This is a genomic window from Nitrospira sp. (genome assembly GCA_030692565.1).
In the GTDB taxonomy this organism is placed as follows: domain Bacteria; phylum Nitrospirota; class Nitrospiria; order Nitrospirales; family Nitrospiraceae; genus Nitrospira_D.
The window spans coordinates 32,583-51,872 of the sequence record JAUYAO010000004.1 but is presented as its reverse complement, the minus strand read 5'-3'; the positions used below and the strand labels follow the sequence as shown (position 1 = coordinate 51,872).

Genomic DNA, 19,290 nt, shown 5'->3' with positions numbered 1-19,290 from the left:
CTCATGGCCGCACCCCCGACACATTCATCCTTATGCGATAGATGCCGGTGAGCGCGGTGATATAGAGCGTCTTGCCGTCGTCGTCGCCCCAGGCCATGTTGTGCGGATCTTCCGGCCCTTTGATGAGCCCGAGCTGCTTGCCATCCGGGGAGATTATCCAGAGCCCGCCCGGCCCGGTTGAGTAGACGTTGCCCTTATGATCGACTTTGAGACCGTCGAGGGCGTCGGTGCCGGGTGCGTTTGTCATGTCGAAGAACAACCGGCTATTGGACAGCGTGCAATCGGGATTCACGTCGTAGCGCAGAATGACCTTCTTCTCGTCGTTCCAGTTGTCGACATAGAGTCTCTTCTCGTCCGGCGAGAACGCCAGACCGTTCGGAGCATCGAGGTCGGTGCTCACCAATTTCACCACGCCATCTTTCACGCAATAGACGCCGCTGTAGGGGAGTTCCCTGTGCGGATCGTCGAACACGCGAGGGAGCCCGAAGGGTGGATCGGTGAAGTAGAGTGCACCGTCGGATCGATAGACGAGGTCATTGGGGCTATTGAGGCGCCGGCCGTCATAGTGGTCGGCGAGCACCGTGATGTTGCCGCGCGGTTCGACCAGAATCACACGGCGATTCCCGTGCTGATTGATCGCGAGGCGGCCTTGGCGGTCGAGCGTCAACCCGTTCGAGCCGGGCTGATGATACTCCCCGACGTCGAATCCGCTATAGCCGCTCTTGGTGCGAAAGACGGATACCTGCCCTTCAGGTGACCAACGATAGATGATATTGGCGTTGGGATCGCTGAAGAGGAGATATCCCGATGTATTGGCGGTGGCCGGGACCCAGACCGGTCCCTCGGTGAAGAGAAAGCCACCAGCGAGTTTCTCTAACTGGGTGTGTGGCGCAACGATCTGATCGAGCGCCTCATCGACCTTGACGATCTCGGTCTTCACCAACTGTGTCGGGCCGATCTGGGCGGCCTTGTAAAAGTCGAGCATGGCCGACCGCACCCAGATAAAATTCCCCGGCGGGTTGGAAAGCGGGCCGTTGATACCGAAGACCGCGAGTTGAATCCGTTGTCCCGGCCGCGCATCCTTCGTCAGAACGACCCGATTCGGTGCGTTGAAACCTTTGATCAGGTGCCCACCCGGCTGCCCCAAGACTAGCGGCAGCTTTCCGTCGATCCAAATCTCCGCATAATCGTCGATCGCAACTTCGAAAACGACCGTGGCTCCGGTCGGATCGAAAGACCCAATCTTGTCCGGTATCGTCACACTCGTGCGATACCAATTGAAGCACAGCCGCCCAGTAGAGCGCCGTTCTTCGAGTTGAACCGGTTTGATCTGTTCCCATGTCGAATCATCGAAGTCGGCCGCGCCTGCGTGGAGGTCGATATCCTGCGTCCGATTCGGCGGGCCGGACGGCGCAAGATCCGCTCCCGGACCATGGTGATCGACCTCGATTACCTTGACGTTGCTATAGCGCCACTGGCCTTTCACGAGCGCAATCCCTTCGTCGGTCTTCAGATCGACGATCGCGTCCGGCCGCACCCCCGGCGCATCCCCCGTAACCTGCGCCCGGGCCAGACCTGAACAGAAAGCCAAAGTCATAGTCGCAAATACTGCGAGTGCATTTTGTCGCTGATTCATTTCATTCTCCGTCCTCGGAGGATGCTCAAAACGGTCATCCAACGAGGCCGCAGGCGATGCGGCCACCGGAGGCGTACCCTCTGGGGTACGTTGAGGATGGTCGCAAGACGAGAACAAAGTTGAGGACCGTTTTCAGCTTCCGTCTACCGCACCTTCACCACGTAGTAGTCAAACGGCGCTTCCACTTCTTTGAACCAATGCGGCACGCCATTCGGGATAATCACCACGTCGCCCGGCACCAGCTTCCGCGCCTCGCCGCCGGTGACAGTCGGCGCTCGGAACTCATGCGGCGCGATCGTCTTCGTGCCGACCGGCGTCCCGCCGGTGATCAACTGTGCCGTACCCTTGAGGACGTAGACGATGTCCGTATCGAACTCGTGGATTTCGACGACGCCCGCCTTGTCGCGGTGGCTAGCGTGCACCATGTAATTCCGAGCCGCGTGCATCATGCTCTCGTCGTCCCCGAGCAAGACGGCGCCTTTCGCAAAAGAAGCCGTGACTCTCTGGCTCTCGATGTAGGTGACGGGTAACGGCGAGTGGCCATTAACCATCCCGGCCATTTCCATTGAATCCAACGACTTGGCGCCGACGATCGCCAATTCCTCATCCTGTTGCGCACTGGCCGCACCGCTCACCCCGATCGCGCCGACGACCTTGCCTTCCCATTCGAGCGGAATCCCGCCTTGCAACGGGGTGAAGTTCTGGAGATCGCTGCCCAGCGTGACCATGGAGGTGCGTCCACCCTTGAGGACGTCTTCGAACACTTTGGTCGGCTTCTTAAAGAGCGCGGACGTGCGGGCCTTCCCAATCGCGATATTTGCGCTGGCAGCAAAGGTCTGATCCAGCCGTTCGAGCGCCAGAAGATTCCCGCCGTCGTCGACGACGGCGATGGAACCGCCCGGGGCATTCACCTTTCTTGCCTCCGCAACCGTTGCGGCAATGACCGTCTTAGCTCCTTCGAGTGTAAGCGCACGCGTATCGGACACCGATCCGGTCTGTGCCAGTGACACACTGCTTACACAGACCACTGCGGAGATGAATAAGATTGCATGTTTCATGATGCGGCCCTTTCTTCAGCCATCAGCTGTCAGCATCCAGCACATGCATCCGAGCTGATCGCTGAAGACTGTCAGCTACTGAGTGGTGAATCCTGCGGCGACAGCAGCCCCGACGAGTGCGATGTCTTCATCCTGCTGGGGCGTTTCTCCGCTGACGCCGATGGCGCCGATGACCTTCCCCTTCACGGTGATCGGCACGCCGCCTTGCAATGCGACGGCTCCGTGCAGGGCCAAGGCCGACACCCGGCCGTTCTTCACTTGGTCTTCAAACACCTTGCTGGGCCGTCGATAAATCGCAGCGGTTCTGGCCTTGTCGATGCCGACATTGACGCTGGCCACTTGCGTGTCATCCAGCCGTTGCAGCAACAACAAGTTGCCACCGTCATCCACGACTGCGATCACCACGCGAGCTCCTTCCGCCTTGGCCTTGGCTTCCGCGACGGCCGCGATCTGCTTGGCCCCGTCCAGCGTGAGCGCGGTTTTTTCCATGAGCTGCGCGGCGGCGGGACCTGCCGCCACGAAACCGATGATTGCCGCCATCGCCATTCGAAGCATAGACACCTCCTTGTCACCATCGTCACGCTGCATTCAGCCGACGGCCGCCAGCTTCACGCTTCCGAAAAAGCTGAGGGCTGACAGCCGATGGCCAATCACTACCGCCCCATCGCCATGCTGTTGTGCTTCCCCATGGCGTTGTCCGCATGCATCGAAGCGGCTTCGCCGGCCGCAGTCATAATCGGCTTGGCGAATGAAGCCGCGCCGAGCAACGCTTCGGCCCAGGCGCAGTAGATCTGCACCTTCGCCACATCGTGGATGTATGACGAGATGGTGATCGTTCGATTTTCTTTGTCGCCCTTGATCTTCAAGCGCTGCAACAAAAACACATTTCCTTTGGTGTCGACCACCTGCCAGTGTGGAGCGGGCGTGTCGGGAATCTTGAATTCCTCCGACCAGGTCAACGTATCGTTGTTCCCCTGCCGGCCGTGCATAGCGGTGCCGGTATTGGCCTTCACGCCCTCAAACTTGCTCGTGGTATGCGCATCGGCCGCCAAGCCGTTCGACGCCACAAACAACCCTGTTGCCATCACCAGAGACAACAGTCCCATCGTCACCGTGCGTTTCATCGCAATCCTCCCTGTAAGGTGAATAAGAAGCGGGGTGCTTGTCTTCAGCATCCCCTTGTGCGCGTATGTCTTTCCGATGGCGGAGTTCTTACAGAGCATCACGGGGAAGACCGCGGCAGAGCGCCCGAGCAGCGCTCCGCGCAACCAGCAGAAGAGACGCCAAGAAGTTGAGGGTTGTTGATGCGATGAAAGAGAAATTGGCTGGGGGACTAGGAATCGAACCTAGGTAGCCGGCTCCAAAGGCCGGCGTCCTACCGCTAGACGATCCCCCAGCGCGGTACGAAACGAAGACGTCGGCCTGAGAGTACGGCGTGGGAAAGAATTTTTGGCTGGGGGACTAGGAATCGAACCTAGGTAGTCAGATCCAGAGACTGACGTCCTACCGCTAGACGATCCCCCAACCGACGCACACAGTAATATACGGATCGTGACTCCGTCAAGATCGTCGCGAATTTATTGACAGAATTCGTCTTATGAAGCTGTGGCTCGTTCAAGTCCTCGCCGGAGACGGAGGAGCGTCCGGTCTCGCCCCAGGACCTCCATGACCTCAAACAGCCCAGGGCTGGCGGTCCTGCCGGTCAAGGCGACACGCACTGGCTGAGCGATCTGGCCCATTTTGAGGCCTTCTTCTTCCGCGAACTTCTTGAACGACTCTTCCCATACCTGTTTCGAAAACGCGGGAAAGTCCTCGAACCGTGCGATCAGCTTACCGAGCACCGGCGCGATGGCCGGCGTGAGAAATTTCTTGGCGGCTTCCTCTTCGAGGAGGACCGACTCGCCGAAGTACGGCCGCACCCAGTCCACCATCTCAACCAGGGTCTTCGCCCGTTCCTTCACCAGGACCACCAGCTGAGCCAACCACTCGGGCGACACCGCCTTGACCTGTTCCTGCAGACCGGCCTGCTCTAACAGCGGAACGAGTGCCTGCGCCACCTGGCTCGGCGAGGTCGTCTTGATGTATTCGGCGTTGATCCAGAGCAGTTTCTCGGGATTGAACACGGCCGGGGAGGACTGGACGTTCTTCCAGGAAAACTTTTCGATGAGTTCCTGCCGGGTAAACAGTTCCTGATCCCCGTGCGACCAGCCCAGCCGGACCAGATAGTTCACCATCGCCTCGGGCAGGTAGCCCATGTCTTTGTAGGCCATGATCGACGTGGCCCCGTGCCGTTTGGAAAGCCGGGATTTGTCCGACCCCAGAATCATCGGCAGGTGGCCGAATTGCGGGACTGGAAACCCCAACGCCTGAAAGATTGGAATTTGGCGTGGTGTGTTGGTCAAATGGTCATCCCCACGAATAACGTGGGTGATGTTCATGAGCGCATCGTCGACCACGACGGAGAAATTGTAGGTCGGATACCCGTTTGAGCGGAGGATGATCAGATCGTCTGCCGCACTATTGTCAAACGTGATCTTCCCTTTGATCAAATCATCAACCACGATCTGACCTTCTTGCGGGGCCTTGAATCGCAACGCGGCATCGCCCGAGGGATTTGTAACCCCGAGAGTCCGGCAGCGCCCGTCGTATCGAGGCGACAGCCCTTTCGCCTCGGCTTCTTTGCGGCGGGCTTCCAGTTCCTCAGCCTTGCACACACACCAGTAGGCCTGGCCTTTGTCCAGCAGCGCCAGGGCATGGCTGCGATACAGCTCCATGCGCTCAGTTTGACGAAACGGTCCTTCGTCCCAATCCAGCCCCACCCATTTCATGCCTTCGATGATGGCCTGAATAGACTCGTCAGTCGAACGATCCTGGTCCGTGTCTTCAATCCGCAGGACAAAGATCCCGTTTTGTTGGCGCGCATAGAGCCAATTGAATAGCGCAGTCCGGACTCCCCCGATATGAAGGAACCCGGTCGGACTGGGTGCGAAGCGGACACGTACTTGAGTCATGCATTCATCTCATTAGTGGGGTGGAAAGGCCGGTATCTATAGCACGCAGGGAAAAGTGTTGTACAGAATCAGGCCGGTTCTGCTATGAGGATAGACACCGGTCGTATGGCAGAACTTACCCAACCAGCCGTCGTGCTCTCCACGCTCGATCTCACACCCCATGTGCGGCAACTGGTCCTTCGCCCGCTCCAGCAGAAGATTGTGTTTCAGCCGGGACAATGGGTCTCGGTCAAGTTGCCGGTTGGAGCCAAGCCCCCGCTCAATCGCGCCTACTCAATGGCCGATCCTTCTTCTCCCTACGGTGAGTTGACGCTGGTGTTTGACCGCATCCCTGAGGGGATTGGCTCGAATTACCTCTATCAGCTGAAATCCGGCGATGAAATTCCGCTCTCAGGCCCTTATGGGAACTTTGTGCTGCCGATGCCCCTGGATCGGGAACTGCTCTTCATCGCCCGCTATACCGGTCTCGTCCCGATTCGCTGCCTCCTGAAACAACTGGTCGCAGCCCACGCGATCACCTCAGTGCTCCTCATCGCAGTGGCGCCGTCGGAGGACGAGCTGTTGTTTCATCAGGAATTGCTCACCATGGCCGTTCATTCCCCTTCCTTCCGCTACTTGCCCCTAGTCGCACCGGGCGGAGAAGCAGAGGCGGTCGCGCAAACAGCGGCGATGTTGCGCCCCCTCGTGGAAGGACAACCGAAAGTCATCCCGATGATCAGCGGCACCAAGGGATTTGTCCGGCCCTTACGCGCGGCGTTGATGGAATACGGATACGACCGGAAGGACGTGAAGACAGAAACCTTCGATTAGTGCCCTTCCCTGACGAGATTCTTGTTCACGGCGGGAATCTCCACCACGATGTCCTTTGTGCCGTTCGGCACACATTGGCAACCGAGTCGAGACTGCAATGTCGTAATCGGAGCCTCGTCTAGCTGATCGAATTCATCGTCAGTCCCTTCGCTGCAGCTCTCAAGCCCTTGCTTGACGATCACATGGCAGGTCGAGCAGGCACAGACCCCCCCACACACATGCTCCAGATCCACCCCGTTGGCCATCGCTATGTCAAGAATGCTTCCCGGCAATCCGGTTGGGCCATAGGGAATCTTTGCCGGATCAACGGCGACCTTGGTCACGGTGCCGTCCGGCTCGATATACGTAATGGTATAGGAGGATCGGGGAAGCTCATATTCCGTCTTTTCGATATAAGGGTTGGTGCCTCCCATATGCTTGATCCTTTCTCTCCGGAAAATGCTGGATTCCGTTGTTGACAGCTCTAAAAGTTGCGTGGTATCTTTAGTCCGACCTTATTGATCGGAGATCATTATAGTCTCCGATCTCAATGATCGGCAATAGGCATGTTGAAGATTTCAAAAAAAGCTGACTACGCCCTCATGGCCCTCCAGCACATCGCCTCGGTGCAATTCGGTGACGTGACTCCGGGCCGGGTTGTAAATACGAAAGAAATCGCAGAAGAGTACCACATCCCGCTCGAACTCTTAGCAAAGGTGCTTCAGACCTTGGCGAAGAACGGGCTGATCGAAAGCCATAACGGTCCCAAGGGCGGTTACGTCCTGGCCCGCAGCACCAGACAGATTACGATCGCGCAGATTCTCGAAGGTATCGAAGGGCCGCTGGGCATTACGGATTGCTCGCATGAAAAAGAAGGCGAACTCTGCCTCCAGCGCGAGCACTGCAACATCCGCACACCGCTGCTCAAGGTACAAGACAGCATTTATCAGCTTCTCAACAATATGACGTTGCAAGACATGATGGGCGGAACACCTCTCATCACGATTCAGTCTCCCACGGCACAAGGAGTCGCACAATGAAGCTCCCTATTTTCCTGGATAATCATTCAACCTCCCCGATGGATCCCCGGGTGCTGGAGGCCATGCTGCCCTACTTCATCGAGAAGTTCGGCAACGCCGCCAGCCGCAACCATGCCTTCGGCTGGGCGGCAGAAGAAGCGGTTGAAAATGCCCGCAAGCAGATCGCGAAGCTGATTAAGGCTGATTCCAAGGAAATCGTCTTCACCAGCGGCGCGACTGAATCGGACAATCTGGCGATCAAGGGCGTGCTGGAGATGTACAAGGAGAAGGGCGATCATATCATCACCTCCTCGACCGAACACCGCGCAGTCATCGACACCGCCAAGGCCCTCGAAGCGAAGGGCAAAGCGACGGCGACCTATCTCCCGGTGGATAAATTCGGCATGGTGAATCCGGAAGATGTGCGGAAGGCGATCACGGACAAGACGGTCCTGATTTCCGTGATGCTCGCCAACAATGAAATCGGCACGATTAACCCGGTGAAGGAAATCGGCAAGATCGCCAAGGGAAAGGGCGTGCTCTTCCATTGCGATGCGACGCAAGGCGTCGGCAAAATCCCGGTCGATGTGCAGGATATGGGGATCGACCTGATGTCGTTCTCGGCCCATAAGATCTATGGCCCGAAAGGTGTCGGCGCCCTCTATGTCCGAAAGAAGAACCCCCGCGTGCGGATCGCCGCGCAAATGGACGGCGGCGGACACGAGCGCGGCATGCGCTCCGGCACTCTGCCGGTGCCGATGATCGTCGGATTCGGCAAAGCCTGCGAATTGTGCGAGCAGGAAATGGCCACGGAATCGGTACGTCTGGCTGCGATGCGCGATCGCCTGCAGGCCGGCATCATGAAAGAGATTGACGAAGCCTATCTCAACGGCCATCCGACTCAGCGCTTGCCGCATAACCTGAATATTTCCTTCGCCTACGTCGAAGGCGAATCGCTCCTGATGGGCATGAAGGACATCGCGCTCTCGTCCGGCTCGGCCTGCACCTCGGCGACGCTGGAACCGTCCTACGTCCTGCGGGCTTTGGGCGTCGGCGTGGAACTCGCCCACTCGTCCATCCGCTTCGGCCTTGGCCGCTTCAATACGGATGAAGAGATTGACTACACGATCAAGAAGGTTATTGAGATCGTCACGAAGCTGCGTGAAATGTCTCCATTGTACGAAATGGCCAAAGAAGGGGTCGATTTGAAATCCGTTCAGTGGGCGGCCCACTGATCCAGCCCACTGACTCAGATAGACACGAGGAGGACGCACCATGGCATACAGTGACAAAGTCGTTGATCATTTCAATAATCCCCGGAACATGGGGAGCTTCAAGAAAGACGAAGAGGGCGTGGGAACTGGGATGGTCGGTGCGCCCGAGTGCGGCGACGTCATGAAGCTGCAGATCAAGGTCCAGAACGATACGATCGTCGATGCCAAGTTCAAAACCTTCGGCTGCGGCTCCGCCATTGCCAGCTCCAGCCTGGCCACCGAATGGCTCAAGGGCAAGACCATCGAAGAGGCCCAAAAGATTAAGAACACCGACATCGTTCATGAATTGAACCTGCCACCGGTCAAGATCCACTGTTCGGTTCTGGCTGAGGATGCGATCAAGGCGGCACTGGCCGACTATCAGAAGAAAGCCGACACAAAGTAACGGCAGAAGGGAACGCACTATGGACGCCACGAATACGGAAGCCCAGACCCCGGTCATTTCGCTCACCGATGCAGCGATTAAGGAAGTGAAGCGCCTGATCAATGTCCAAGGCATCGAAGAAGGCGGCCTCCGCCTCGGCGTCAAAGGGGGCGGCTGCTCCGGTCTGAGCTATACCATCAACTTCGACGAAAAGATCGGCCAATACGACCAGGTCTATGACTTCGACGGCGTGAAGATCATTGTGGACGCCAAGAGTGCGATCTACCTGCAAGGCACCCAGATGGACTTTCACAAGGACCTGATGGGCGGGAATTTCAAGTTCGTGAATCCGAACGCCAACAAAACCTGCGGCTGCGGAGAGTCTTTTTCGGCTTAAACGAGTACCGCCCATGGATGGACACAATCATACCCATAGCACCGGTGACCGGCGCGAGCTGCAAATGGCTCGCAGTATGTGCTGGCACTGCCAATCCGAGGTCTCGGGAGAATACTTTTGCGATCGCTGCGTGAAGGTCCAGCCGGTGTCGAAGGAATTGGACTACTTCACCTGCTTCGGCATTCCCCGCCGATTGGCCCTCGATCAGCAACAGATGGAAACCAAATTCTACGAATTGAGCCGGGCGTTCCATCCCGACTTTTACCAGAATAAGAGCGATGCGGAGCAGACCATCAGCCTCGGCAACTCGGCCATGCTGAATACCGCCTATCGCACGCTGCGGGATCCGATTCAGCGAGCCGAATATCTGCTGGACCTCGAAGCCGGCTCGGTGAAAGAGATCCGGACGACACCGCCCGCCGACCTCTTCGAAGAAATCCTCGAACTCCAGGACACGCTCGATGAATTCCGCGCCAGTGACCGGACCTCCGACGCTGCCGCTGCGCTCCGTTCACAGCTCCAATCCGAACGCACCACGCTTGAGGGTCGGCAACGAGATATGGAAACCCAACTTCACCAACTCTTCGGCCGGTGGGATGAGCTACAAGACCGCGGCGAAGCCACCGAACAGGCGCGCACCGAACGGGACCGTATTCTGAAAGATATGCGGGACATCCTCTCCAACCGCACCTACGTCAAGAACATCGTCAACGACCTCGTCGCCACCATCGCATAATCACCATGGCACGCATCGTCGGCATAGATCTCGGAACAACGAACTCCCTTGTCGCCTATATGGACGAGGGCACGCCCCGTGTCATCGCAGGACGCCACGAGCGGGCCATGGTCCCCTCCGTCGTTGCGCTGACCGATAACGGGCTCATCGTCGGCGATCCGGCGAAAGAACACCTGACCAGAAACCCCGAGCGGACCGTCTATTCCGTGAAGCGGTTCATGGGCAAGGGCCTGGCCGACGTTCAGGACGAACTGGCCTACTTTCCCTATACGCTCACCGAGAAAGGCGGAGTCATCCGGATCAAGCTCGGCGAGAAGACCTATTCGCCGCCGCAGATTTCCGCCATGATCCTGAAGGAGTTGAAGCTCCGGGCGGAAGCCTTTCTCGGTGAGAGCATCACCAAAGCCGTCATCACCGTCCCCGCCTACTTCAACGACAGCCAGCGCCAGGCCACCAAAGACGCCGGTATGATCGCGGGGCTTGAGGTTCTGCGCATCATCAATGAGCCAACCGCAGCCTCGTTGGCTTATGGGCTCCAAGAAAAGACGCAGGGAACCATCGCGGTCTACGATCTCGGCGGCGGGACTTTCGATATATCAATCTTGAAGTTGAAGAACGGTATCTTCGAAGTGCTTGCCACCAATGGAGACACCCACCTGGGCGGCGACGACTTCGACCAGTTGATCGCCGACATCTTCGTCGCGGACATTCGCCAGCAGTACGGGCTCGACCTCAAGGCTCATCCCGATCATATGCAGGGAATCCGGCTTGAAGCCGAGCGGGCAAAAATCCGCCTCTCGGACGAACTCAAGACCACCGTGAACCTCGAACTTCCTGACGGCAAGGGTCTGTTCACCCGCGAACTCACGCGCGAACACCTGGAGTCGCTCTGCAACGCCCTGGTGGAACGTACGCTGGGACCCTGCCGTCTCGCCCTCAAGGATGCGGGGCTGACTGCAGCCGACATCGACGAAGTTGTGCTCGTCGGCGGCTCGACCCGCATGCCGCTGGTCCGTCAACGCGTGCAGGCTCTCTTTGGCACGCAACCGCATTGCGAGCTCAACCCGGACGAAGTCGTGGCCCTCGGCGCCGCCGTGCAGGCCGATATTCTGAGCGGCGGCACGACCGACATGCTCCTCCTCGACGTGACGCCTCTTTCGCTGGGCATCGAAACGATGGGCGGGGTCATGAGCAGCCTCATCCGCCGCAACACGACAATTCCCGCCAGCGCCAAGGAGATGTTCACCACCTATGTGGACGGACAGACCGGCGTAGACATCCACATTCTCCAGGGCGAACGGGAACTGGCGAAAGACAACCGCAGCCTGGCCCGTTTTCGGTTGAAAGTTCCGCCGCTGCCAGCGGGAGTGCCGCGCATCGAAGTGACCTTCCTGATCGATGCCAACGGCATTCTGAACGTCATGGCCAAAGACATGCGCACCGGTGAAACCCAGTCGATCGAGGTCAAACCCTCCTACGGGTTGTCGGATCAAGAAGTGGAGCGGATGATCGAAGACTCCTTCAAGTTCGCCGCAGACGATGTCAGCGCGCGAAAGTTGATTGAAGCCCGGCTCGACGCCGGAGCCTTGATCATCACCACGGAAAAGTCCTTAACCGACGGCGGGCAGCTCATCTCCGCCGCCGAGGTCACCGCCATTCGCCAAGTACTCTCGGCACTGGCTGCGGCCAAGGATGGGAACGACCCCCGCGCCATCCGCGCTCGCATGGCCGAGCTTGAACAAGCCGCGAAAGGCCTGACTGTAGCCATGTTGGACGATTCCCTCAAGCGAGGGCTGCAAGGCAAAAAGGTCTCTGAAGTTACGTAATCCCTGATAACGAGGATACCCGATGGATTTGAAGTGGCAGAATACGGAAGATATTGCGATTCGACTGGTCGAGAAACACCCGGACGCGGATCCGCTGGCCGTTCGATTCACGGACATGCACGCCTGGATCGTGGCACTGCCGGATTTTAAAGATGATCCCAAGAAGTCGAACGAGAAGATCCTCGAAGCGATTCAGATGGCCTGGCATGAGGAATACCAAGACTCACAATCCTAACAACTCACGGCGAAGCGATACCCTCCCCGACAGGCCCCCCTTCAGGAATCTGATCCAGCTTATAGAAATCGGTCGGCCCGAGACGGCGCGCAGCCGATTGGGTGGGTTCGCTTCCTTTGGCGAACAGCTCGACTGAGCCTTTCTCTCCGTCCCCTTCCTGCTCCGACTCCAGCAGCCCGGTGGTCGGATCGACTTTTACATAGGTGATGCCTTCAGGAATTTCAAACGGCACCACCGGCAATTGGAGCAAGGCCTCCTTCATGAACTGGATCCAAATCGGCAGCGCCGAACGGGCACCGGTCTCGCTTTCTCCCAAGGGCCGGCGATCGTCAAATCCGACATATACCCCCGTTACCAAGTTCGGAGCTCCACCGATAAACCAGGCATTGATGTATTCGTTCGTTGTGCCGGTCTTGCCGGCGATCGGTCGATCGATCACCTTCGCCGCCTGACCGGTCCCTTTCTGAATCACATCTTCCATCATGTTGGTGATCAGATAGGCCGTCTCCTTCGCGATGAGTTCGTGCGGCTGATCCTCCATGGCTTCAAGTGTCTTGCCGGTACTGTCCTTGGCCACCTTAATCGCAAAGGGCTCGGCTCTCGTCCCCTTGTTCAGAAACACGCCGTAGACCGAGGTCAGTTCCAGCAGCCCGATAGAGGACGATCCCAACCCCAGGGATAAATCTGCGGGAAGCGGACTTGTGACGCCGACCGTTCGCGCAAACTCAATGACATTCTTGATGCCCACCTTGTCCAGCAATCGCACGGTGGCCAGATTATGTGAGTGCGCCAGGGCATCGCGCAGCGTCACCATCCCGTGGAATTTCCGTCCATAGTTCTCCGGCTTCCAGATTTTATCGTCGGCTTCCTGCTCGTACACCACCGGCGCATCGAGAATTTGCGTCGCAGGACTCATCCCCTGCGCCATCGCCGTGGCGTAGATCACCGGCTTAAACGCTGAGCCGGGCTGCCGGCGGGCCTGGACCGCGCGGTTATATTCGCTGCGGGAAAAATCGTAGCCACCCACCATGGCACGAATAGCCCCCGTCCGAGGGTCAACCGCAACCAGCCCACCTTCGACAATCGGCGTCTGCTCCAGAGTCAATTGCATCCCGTCCTTGGCGAGTTTCTTGACGCTGACCTCAATCACATCGCCCGGCTTCAAGGCTTTCTTGACGTCAGGCGTCACCACCACATCCTGTGTTGGATCAGTCCCTTTCAACACACGTTTGGCCCAGGCCATATCGTCGAATAGAAGCTTGGCCGTCTGATCCCCGAGTTGGACGACATAGTGATCCTTCGCCTGCTTCAGCACGATGCCCTCAAGAAAATCCCCGGCCTTGATCGGTTGATCCGAAAGCGGAGCCCCGGGGATTTGCACCGTCGCAAGATCGACTGTCTTCTTTGGGCCACGCCACCCTTGGCGTTTATCGAGATCCCGCACGCCCGCAAGAAACGCACTCTCCGCAGCTCGCTGCATTTCCAGATTCAGCGTGGTGAAGATCTGCAACCCGCCCTTGTACACCATCGATTCGCCGTATTTTGCGACCAGCTGCTGGCGCACATGTTCGACGAAATAGGGCGCAATGTGCTCACTGCCAGGCCGACGGAACTTCAATTCCTCTGCGATCGCGGCATCGCGCTCAGCGACGGAAATGAATCCCGCCTCTTCCATACGCGCGAGCACATGCTCCTGACGCTTCTTCGCCCGCTCGTAGTTCGTGAACGGGGAGAACCGGCTCGGCGACTTCGGCAGTCCGCCGAGAAACGCGGACTCGGCGAGCGTGAGTTTTTCGATCTCTTTTCCGAAATACGATTGCGCCGCGGATGCCACTCCGTAGGACCCCTGACCGAAATAGATCTGGTTCAAATAGGTTTCAAGAATCTGCTCTTTCGTGGACACCGCTTCCATCTTATAGGCCAGGATCAACTCCCGCAGCTTCCGATCATACGATCGCTCTGCGGACAAGAAGAGAGACCGCGCCAATTGCTGCGTAATCGTGCTTGCCCCTTCCACCTTCTTCCCGCCGTGGCGAAGGTTGGTCCACGCAGCTCGCAAAATCCCGATATAGTCCAGCCCAGGATGCTCGAAAAACCGCACGTCTTCCGTCGCAATCACGGCATGCGTCAATGTTTTCGGAATGTGGTCCAGAGGGGTCAGCGTCCGCCGCTCGATAAAGAACTGGCCAATCGGCTGCCGATCGTCGGCATAGACCGTCGTGACCAAACTCGGTTGATACCCCTGCAAGAGGTCCAAGGGGGGAAGATCCTGAGCCAAATGCCAGATCACGCCAGCCGCAGCCGTGACGCCCACAATGCCGAGGGCACACAGCGTCAAGAGGGTGATCTGCCACCAACGCCAGGGACGACGCGAAGGCTGCTGTATTTCAACGAACCGGTCGTCACCAGGCATTCAGGCACGCTCCAAAGGGAAAAAGAATCTGGCAGGGTCGCCCCGTCACCTTACAATGCATCCCCCCAAAACTCAAGCAGACCAGGCAATCAGACCCGTTACACCAGAGGCCGTCTTCCCGGAAGGCGGGGAGCGGAGTCCTACAGACCACCCCACTCATCAACCGCTCAAGATTGCACGGGAATTTACCGAGAAGATAGCCGGAGATGTGGCACTGTTCTGCGCTCCGGCGGTCCATCCTTGGCTAAGGGTTATCGCCTAACGAACTGAACCATTGCATTCGTGACCGGATGCCACCGAGCGTGATGAAGCCTTCTATACAGCCGCAAGATGAATATCGACGCCACGACGCCCTGTTGCGCTATGGCATCCTGGACTCCCAAGCTGAGCCGGCCTTCGACGACCTATGCCAGCTCGCGACACAAATCTGCGGAGCCCCCATGGCCTACATCGGCTTCATGGATCGGACCCGCCTCTGGTTCAAATCCCGCATCGGAATTCCCCAGACCGAACTCCCGCGAGATCGCTCGCTCTGCGCCCATACCATCATGCAATCGCACCCCATCGTGCTTCCTAATGCCTTGGCCGATCTTCGATTCGCGAATCATCCCATGGTCACGGGAGAGCCGTTCATTCGCTTCTACGCAGGCATTCCACTCCTCACTGCCGATGGCGATGCGATCGGCACCCTCTGTGTGCTCGACCGTCATCCCCGCCATGTCAGCCAAAAACAGGAGCAGGCCCTCACCGCCCTGGCACGGCAAGTTATAAGCCAGTTGGAGCTCCGCCAACGCGCCAAGCAACTCGCCCAGAGTGCCCAAGCCCAGCGGCAAGCCGAAGCGATGCATGAGCGGCTGCTCCTGGCATTGGGACATAGCACCGAGGGCGTCGCCCTCCTGACCAAAGAAGGCCGCTATACGTTCGTCAACGACGCCTTTGCCGGCATGTATGGCTTTCGTCCCATCGACCTCATCGGACAATCCTGGACGACGCTCTATCCACCCGAATGGGTCGCGAAACTCGACGACGTGTTTTTCCCCCTCCTCCGACAGCACGGCATCTGGCGGGGAGATCTGATCGGCCGCACCAAATCCGGCGAGTCCATCTGGGTCGAAGCCTCCTTGAAAACGCTTCCGGAGCGGCACCATGAAGAACAGTGGCTGATCTGGACCTGCAGCAACATCACCGCGCAAAAACAGGCGCTGGAGGAAATCGCCGACACTCGGGCACGTCTGCAAACCGTCCTCGATTCCGCCACGGAAATCGGCATCATCGCCACCAATCCGCAAGGCCTCATTACGCTCTTTAACTTCGGCGCCGAGCGCCTGCTCGGCTACCAGGCCGATGAAGTCATCGGACAGCGCACCCTCGACTCTTTCCACCTCCCGTCGGAAATAGCCGTTCGCGGGCATCAGCTCTCTGAACGATTCGGACGTCCGCTGGCCGGTGCCGATGTCCTGGTTGAAGCGGCGCGCATGGGAGGCTACGAAGAACGGGAATGGACCTACCTTCGCAAAGACGGCGACGGCATTACCGTCAGTCTGGTCGTCACGGCCGTGCGAGGGCCCAACGGCGCGCTGACAGGATTTCTCGGCATTGCGAAAGACGTCACAGCCTTGAAACAGGTGACACTCCAGACTGAGGCCCAGCAAGAATTATTATCCGCGATTTCCGAAGTGCAGGACGCGTTTATCTCAGACATCCGGACCGAAGAGATGTTTGCCAGACTGCTCACCCGACTGCAAATCCTCACTCGGAGTCCCTACGGAATCGTTGGGGAGGCGGAATTCACCAACGAGGCTCCCCCATCTCTCCACATCCATGCCCATACGTTCCCTGCCACGTCAGAGCCCTCGTCAGAGAAACAGGAGAAAGTCCTCCAGCAACATTTGCAACGGGTGCTTACCACCGGGCACCCAGTCCTGATTAATGATTCCGGCCATCCCTCTTTTCAAACACTCCTCGGCCTTCCGCTGTTAGAAGGTGATCGAGTGGTCGGGGTTGTGGCCATGGCCGGACGACCGGAGGGCTATCACGCTTCACTGATCGACTATCTGAATCCGTTTCTCCAAACCTGCGGCCAGATTCTGCGGTCCTATCGGAATACGATGCAGCGACAAACCGCTGAGCAAGCGCTGACGCGACACACAGCTTGGATGCGGGCCATCCTGGACCATGCGGCCGACGGCATCATCACCATCGACGAGCGCGGCACCGTCACCTCGTTCAATCCCTCGGCGGTACGGATCTTCGGCTACACAGCCGAAGAGATCATCAACACCAACATCTCCCGCCTCATGCCGGAGCCGCACCAATCAGCCCATGACGGCTATCTCCAACACTATCGCCAGACCGGTCACGCCAACGTCATCGGGAAAGAAGTGGAAGTCGCCGGCGTCAAGAAAGACGGCACATTATTTCCGATCGAACTGGCCATCAGCGAAATCCGTCTCGCAGACAGCCGGTTCTTTACCGGATTTGTCCGGGACATCACCGCGCGCAAAAAATCGGATGAGGCTATACGGATCGCTGCCGAGCATCTCGAATCACAGAATCGCGAACTCGAGCAAGCGCGAGATCAGGCCTTGGCAGCTACGCAAGCCAAGAGCGCGTTCCTCGCCACGATGAGCCATGAAATCCGTACCCCCATGAATTCTATCATCGGCATGGCCGATCTGTTGCTGGGAACCACGCTCACCGACGAACAAAAGAATTTTGTGAATCGGTTCAGTCGGGCGGCGAACGCCTTGCTGGGACTGATTAACGACATTTTGGATTTATCGAAAATCGAATCCGGCCATATGACGCTGGAAACTATTCCCTTCGATCTTCGGGAACTCGTCGAAACCACCGGCGAACTCATGGCTGTGCGGGCACAGGCAAAAGGGCTCGAACTCATCACCCATGTGGCGCCTGATGCCCCACAGTTCGTGATGGGAGATCCCACGCGTCTGAGGCAGATCCTGCTCAACCTCCTCGGCAATGCCATTAAATTCACCGAGCGGGGCGAAATCATCCTGCGGGTGCAGCCGCACGACGCCTCCCCAGAGGGCCTGCTGCATTTCAGCGTGACGGACAGCGGCATCGGCATTCCCGAAGACAAGCTGAATACAATCTTCGAAAACTTCACGCAAGTCGATTCCTCCACGACGAGAAAATACGGCGGCACCGGGCTGGGGCTCAGCATCTCCCGGCGCCTGACTGAACTGATGGGCGGACGCATCTGGGCTGAAAGCACGCTCGGAGCGGGCTGCACCATGCATGTCACCGTACGCCTGCCGCAGGCCGCCTCAGAGCCTCCCGCCGGCGACGGGACCGGCCTGCGCCTGACCGGCACGCGCATGCTGATCGTCGATGACCATGAAACCAATCGCCTGGTCTGCCACGACATCCTCGCCCGAACAGACGCCAGTATCGTCGAAGCCGGTGACGGCCCTGCCGCGTTGGCTGCGATGCAGAAGGCCCACACCGACGGCATCCCATTTCATCTCGTCATCCTCGATTGTCGCATGCCGGAAATGGACGGTTTCTCCGTCGCCGAGGCGATGCGCGCATCCCCGGAATTATCCAAGACGCCAACCATCATGCTGACATCCGACGCGGGCAGCGGAAACGCGACGAAAGCTCACGCCTTGGGCATTCGCCAGCATCTCAGCAAGCCCATTCGAAGCATAGCGCTGCTCAACGCCGTCCACAGTACCCTGACCGAAATACCACAGATCTCCCTCGACCAGACTCCGGCAACCACTCCGCTCCCAGCATCCGCCGAAACACCGCATGTCCCGGCCCGACCGTCTGCGATAGGCCGAATCCTCCTCGCCGAGGATCTCGAAGACAATCGCGACGTCGTCGCGCTCTTCTTGAAAACCACAGCCTATGAACTCGACATGGCAGAAAATGGGGCGATCGCATTGGAGAAGTTCAAAGCGGGCACCTACGATCTCGTCTTCATGGACATGCAGATGCCCGTCATGGACGGGTATGTCGCCACCCATCGGATTCGGGAATGGGAACACGAACACCGGCGCGCGCCGACTCCGATCTTGGCGCTCACGGCCAATGCATTCCCCGAAGAACTCGAGAAAAGTCTTTCGGCCGGCTGCACGGCGCATCTCACGAAACCGATTAAGAAAAAGGCGCTGCTGGAGGCCATTCGCCACTATGCCCGACATCCCGATCACCAGGAGGCTGCTTGATGCACATCACACCCCCACTTCATCCGGTATCGACAGACGACGCGATGATCGTCCACGTGGAAGCGGATTTTGAAGACCTGTTGCCGAAATTTATGACCAATCGCAAGAAAGAGGTCGTGACCATGCGGGAGGCGCTGGCGCAACAGGACTTTGAGACCGTCCGTAAGATCGCCCATGGCATGAAAGGAGCCGGCGGCAGCTATGGCTTCGATCGTGTTACTACGATGGCCGCCGCGATCGAACAAGCCGCGAAGGCGGGATCAGCGGCCCCGATTGCAACAGAGCTGGCGCTGCTCGCAACATATCTTGAGCAAGTCCAAGTGGTGTTCGACTAGC

Annotated in this window: 17 protein-coding genes and 2 tRNA genes; 10 read left to right on the top strand and 9 right to left on the bottom strand. The window is 58.3% G+C overall.

Going from position 1 to position 19,290, the window contains the following annotated elements:
• Position 1 precedes the first annotated feature (1 nt).
• From Q8N04_01410 to gltX, 7 genes are all read right to left on the bottom strand, one after another.
• Positions 2 to 1,636, bottom strand: coding sequence for an SMP-30/gluconolactonase/LRE family protein (locus tag Q8N04_01410; protein ID MDP3089307.1), 1,635 nt, complete (start codon positions 1,634 to 1,636; stop codon positions 2 to 4).
• 143 nt (positions 1,637 to 1,779) lie between these two features.
• On the bottom strand, positions 1,780 to 2,694 hold the full coding sequence (locus tag Q8N04_01405) for a heme-binding protein (GenBank protein ID MDP3089306.1): 915 nt from the start codon (positions 2,692 to 2,694) through the stop codon (positions 1,780 to 1,782).
• Between the two features lie 75 nt (positions 2,695 to 2,769).
• Positions 2,770 to 3,249, bottom strand: a complete 480-nt coding sequence (locus Q8N04_01400) for a heme-binding protein (GenBank protein ID MDP3089305.1) — start codon at positions 3,247 to 3,249, stop codon at positions 2,770 to 2,772.
• Between the two features lie 98 nt (positions 3,250 to 3,347).
• On the bottom strand, positions 3,348 to 3,818 hold the full coding sequence (locus tag Q8N04_01395) for a hypothetical protein (GenBank protein MDP3089304.1): 471 nt from the start codon (positions 3,816 to 3,818) through the stop codon (positions 3,348 to 3,350).
• A 198-nt stretch (positions 3,819 to 4,016) separates the two neighbouring features.
• Positions 4,017 to 4,090 (bottom strand) — tRNA-Gln (locus tag Q8N04_01390).
• Positions 4,091 to 4,144: 54 nt separating this feature from the next.
• Positions 4,145 to 4,218, bottom strand: a tRNA-Gln gene (locus Q8N04_01385).
• Between the two features lie 71 nt (positions 4,219 to 4,289).
• Positions 4,290 to 5,705, bottom strand: a complete 1,416-nt coding sequence (gene gltX / locus Q8N04_01380; GenBank protein MDP3089303.1) for a glutamate--tRNA ligase — start codon at positions 5,703 to 5,705, stop codon at positions 4,290 to 4,292.
• Between the two features lie 105 nt (positions 5,706 to 5,810).
• Here gltX and Q8N04_01375 point away from each other — a divergent pair, with 105 nt between their 5' ends.
• Positions 5,811 to 6,515, top strand: coding sequence for an FAD-dependent oxidoreductase (locus tag Q8N04_01375; GenBank protein MDP3089302.1), 705 nt, complete (start codon positions 5,811 to 5,813; stop codon positions 6,513 to 6,515).
• Here Q8N04_01375 and Q8N04_01370 read toward each other — a convergent pair.
• Positions 6,512 to 6,928 (bottom strand): 2Fe-2S iron-sulfur cluster-binding protein, encoded by a 417-nt coding sequence (locus Q8N04_01370; protein ID MDP3089301.1) that lies wholly within the window; start codon positions 6,926 to 6,928, stop codon positions 6,512 to 6,514. The genes Q8N04_01375 and Q8N04_01370 overlap by 4 nt on opposite strands.
• 132 nt (positions 6,929 to 7,060) lie before the next feature.
• Between Q8N04_01370 and Q8N04_01365 the strand changes: the two genes are divergently transcribed.
• Genes Q8N04_01365 through iscX form a run of 7 tightly spaced genes read left to right on the top strand, consistent with a single transcriptional unit; the run spans position 7,061 to position 12,345 of the window.
• The gene (locus Q8N04_01365) at positions 7,061 to 7,534 is read left to right on the top strand and encodes an Rrf2 family transcriptional regulator (protein ID MDP3089300.1); all 474 of its coding nucleotides are present in this window, start codon (positions 7,061 to 7,063) and stop codon (positions 7,532 to 7,534) included.
• Positions 7,531 to 8,748: an IscS subfamily cysteine desulfurase gene (locus Q8N04_01360; protein ID MDP3089299.1), complete on the top strand. Its 1,218-nt coding sequence runs from the start codon at positions 7,531 to 7,533 to the stop codon at positions 8,746 to 8,748. Before Q8N04_01365 ends, Q8N04_01360 begins: the two co-directional genes overlap by 4 nt.
• A gap of 40 nt (positions 8,749 to 8,788) precedes the next feature.
• Entirely contained in the window at positions 8,789 to 9,172 is a 384-nt protein-coding gene (iscU, locus tag Q8N04_01355; GenBank protein MDP3089298.1) for a Fe-S cluster assembly scaffold IscU, read from the top strand.
• A 19-nt stretch (positions 9,173 to 9,191) separates the two neighbouring features.
• Positions 9,192 to 9,548: an iron-sulfur cluster assembly accessory protein gene (locus Q8N04_01350; protein MDP3089297.1), complete on the top strand. Its 357-nt coding sequence runs from the start codon at positions 9,192 to 9,194 to the stop codon at positions 9,546 to 9,548.
• Between the two features lie 13 nt (positions 9,549 to 9,561).
• Complete coding sequence (gene hscB / locus Q8N04_01345; GenBank protein MDP3089296.1) at positions 9,562 to 10,284, top strand: Fe-S protein assembly co-chaperone HscB; 723 nt, start codon at positions 9,562 to 9,564, stop codon at positions 10,282 to 10,284.
• Positions 10,285 to 10,289: 5 nt separating this feature from the next.
• A complete protein-coding gene (dnaK, locus tag Q8N04_01340) occupies positions 10,290 to 12,110 on the top strand; it encodes a molecular chaperone DnaK (GenBank protein MDP3089295.1) in 1,821 nt (606 codons plus the stop codon).
• Positions 12,111 to 12,132: 22 nt separating this feature from the next.
• Positions 12,133 to 12,345, top strand: a complete 213-nt coding sequence (gene iscX / locus Q8N04_01335; GenBank protein MDP3089294.1) for a Fe-S cluster assembly protein IscX — start codon at positions 12,133 to 12,135, stop codon at positions 12,343 to 12,345.
• A gap of 4 nt (positions 12,346 to 12,349) precedes the next feature.
• Here iscX and Q8N04_01330 read toward each other — a convergent pair whose 3' ends face one another.
• Complete coding sequence (locus Q8N04_01330; protein MDP3089293.1) at positions 12,350 to 14,758, bottom strand: PBP1A family penicillin-binding protein; 2,409 nt, start codon at positions 14,756 to 14,758, stop codon at positions 12,350 to 12,352.
• A 305-nt stretch (positions 14,759 to 15,063) separates the two neighbouring features.
• On the opposite strand from Q8N04_01330, the gene Q8N04_01325 reads away from it, so the two are divergent.
• Positions 15,064 to 18,954, top strand: a complete 3,891-nt coding sequence (locus tag Q8N04_01325; GenBank protein ID MDP3089292.1) for a PAS domain S-box protein — start codon at positions 15,064 to 15,066, stop codon at positions 18,952 to 18,954.
• A complete protein-coding gene (locus Q8N04_01320) occupies positions 18,954 to 19,289 on the top strand; it encodes an Hpt domain-containing protein (protein ID MDP3089291.1) in 336 nt (111 codons plus the stop codon). The genes Q8N04_01325 and Q8N04_01320 overlap by 1 nt, the downstream gene beginning before the upstream one ends.
• Position 19,290: the final 1 nt, after the last annotated feature.

Excerpts from the sequence above, each read along its gene's own strand:
- Q8N04_01410 (MDP3089307.1), bottom strand. The coding sequence starts at position 1,636 with ATGAATCAGCGACAAAATGCACTCGCAGTATTTGCGACTATGACTTTG.
- hscB (MDP3089296.1), top strand. The coding sequence starts at position 9,562 with ATGGATGGACACAATCATACCCATAGCACCGGTGACCGGCGCGAGCTG.
- Q8N04_01330 (MDP3089293.1), bottom strand. The coding sequence starts at position 14,758 with ATGCCTGGTGACGACCGGTTCGTTGAAATACAGCAGCCTTCGCGTCGT.
- iscX (MDP3089294.1), top strand. The coding sequence starts at position 12,133 with ATGGATTTGAAGTGGCAGAATACGGAAGATATTGCGATTCGACTGGTC.
- Q8N04_01350 (MDP3089297.1), top strand. The coding sequence starts at position 9,192 with ATGGACGCCACGAATACGGAAGCCCAGACCCCGGTCATTTCGCTCACC.
- Q8N04_01400 (MDP3089305.1), bottom strand. The coding sequence starts at position 3,249 with ATGCTTCGAATGGCGATGGCGGCAATCATCGGTTTCGTGGCGGCAGGT.
- dnaK (MDP3089295.1), top strand. The coding sequence starts at position 10,290 with ATGGCACGCATCGTCGGCATAGATCTCGGAACAACGAACTCCCTTGTC.
- Q8N04_01365 (MDP3089300.1), top strand. The coding sequence starts at position 7,061 with ATGTTGAAGATTTCAAAAAAAGCTGACTACGCCCTCATGGCCCTCCAG.
- Q8N04_01320 (MDP3089291.1), top strand. The coding sequence starts at position 18,954 with ATGCACATCACACCCCCACTTCATCCGGTATCGACAGACGACGCGATG.
- iscU (MDP3089298.1), top strand. The coding sequence starts at position 8,789 with ATGGCATACAGTGACAAAGTCGTTGATCATTTCAATAATCCCCGGAAC.
- Q8N04_01360 (MDP3089299.1), top strand. The coding sequence starts at position 7,531 with ATGAAGCTCCCTATTTTCCTGGATAATCATTCAACCTCCCCGATGGAT.
- Q8N04_01370 (MDP3089301.1), bottom strand. The coding sequence starts at position 6,928 with ATGGGAGGCACCAACCCTTATATCGAAAAGACGGAATATGAGCTTCCC.
- Q8N04_01405 (MDP3089306.1), bottom strand. The coding sequence starts at position 2,694 with ATGAAACATGCAATCTTATTCATCTCCGCAGTGGTCTGTGTAAGCAGT.
- Q8N04_01395 (MDP3089304.1), bottom strand. The coding sequence starts at position 3,818 with ATGAAACGCACGGTGACGATGGGACTGTTGTCTCTGGTGATGGCAACA.
- Q8N04_01375 (MDP3089302.1), top strand. The coding sequence starts at position 5,811 with ATGGCAGAACTTACCCAACCAGCCGTCGTGCTCTCCACGCTCGATCTC.
- Q8N04_01325 (MDP3089292.1), top strand. The coding sequence starts at position 15,064 with ATGAAGCCTTCTATACAGCCGCAAGATGAATATCGACGCCACGACGCC.
- gltX (MDP3089303.1), bottom strand. The coding sequence starts at position 5,705 with ATGACTCAAGTACGTGTCCGCTTCGCACCCAGTCCGACCGGGTTCCTT.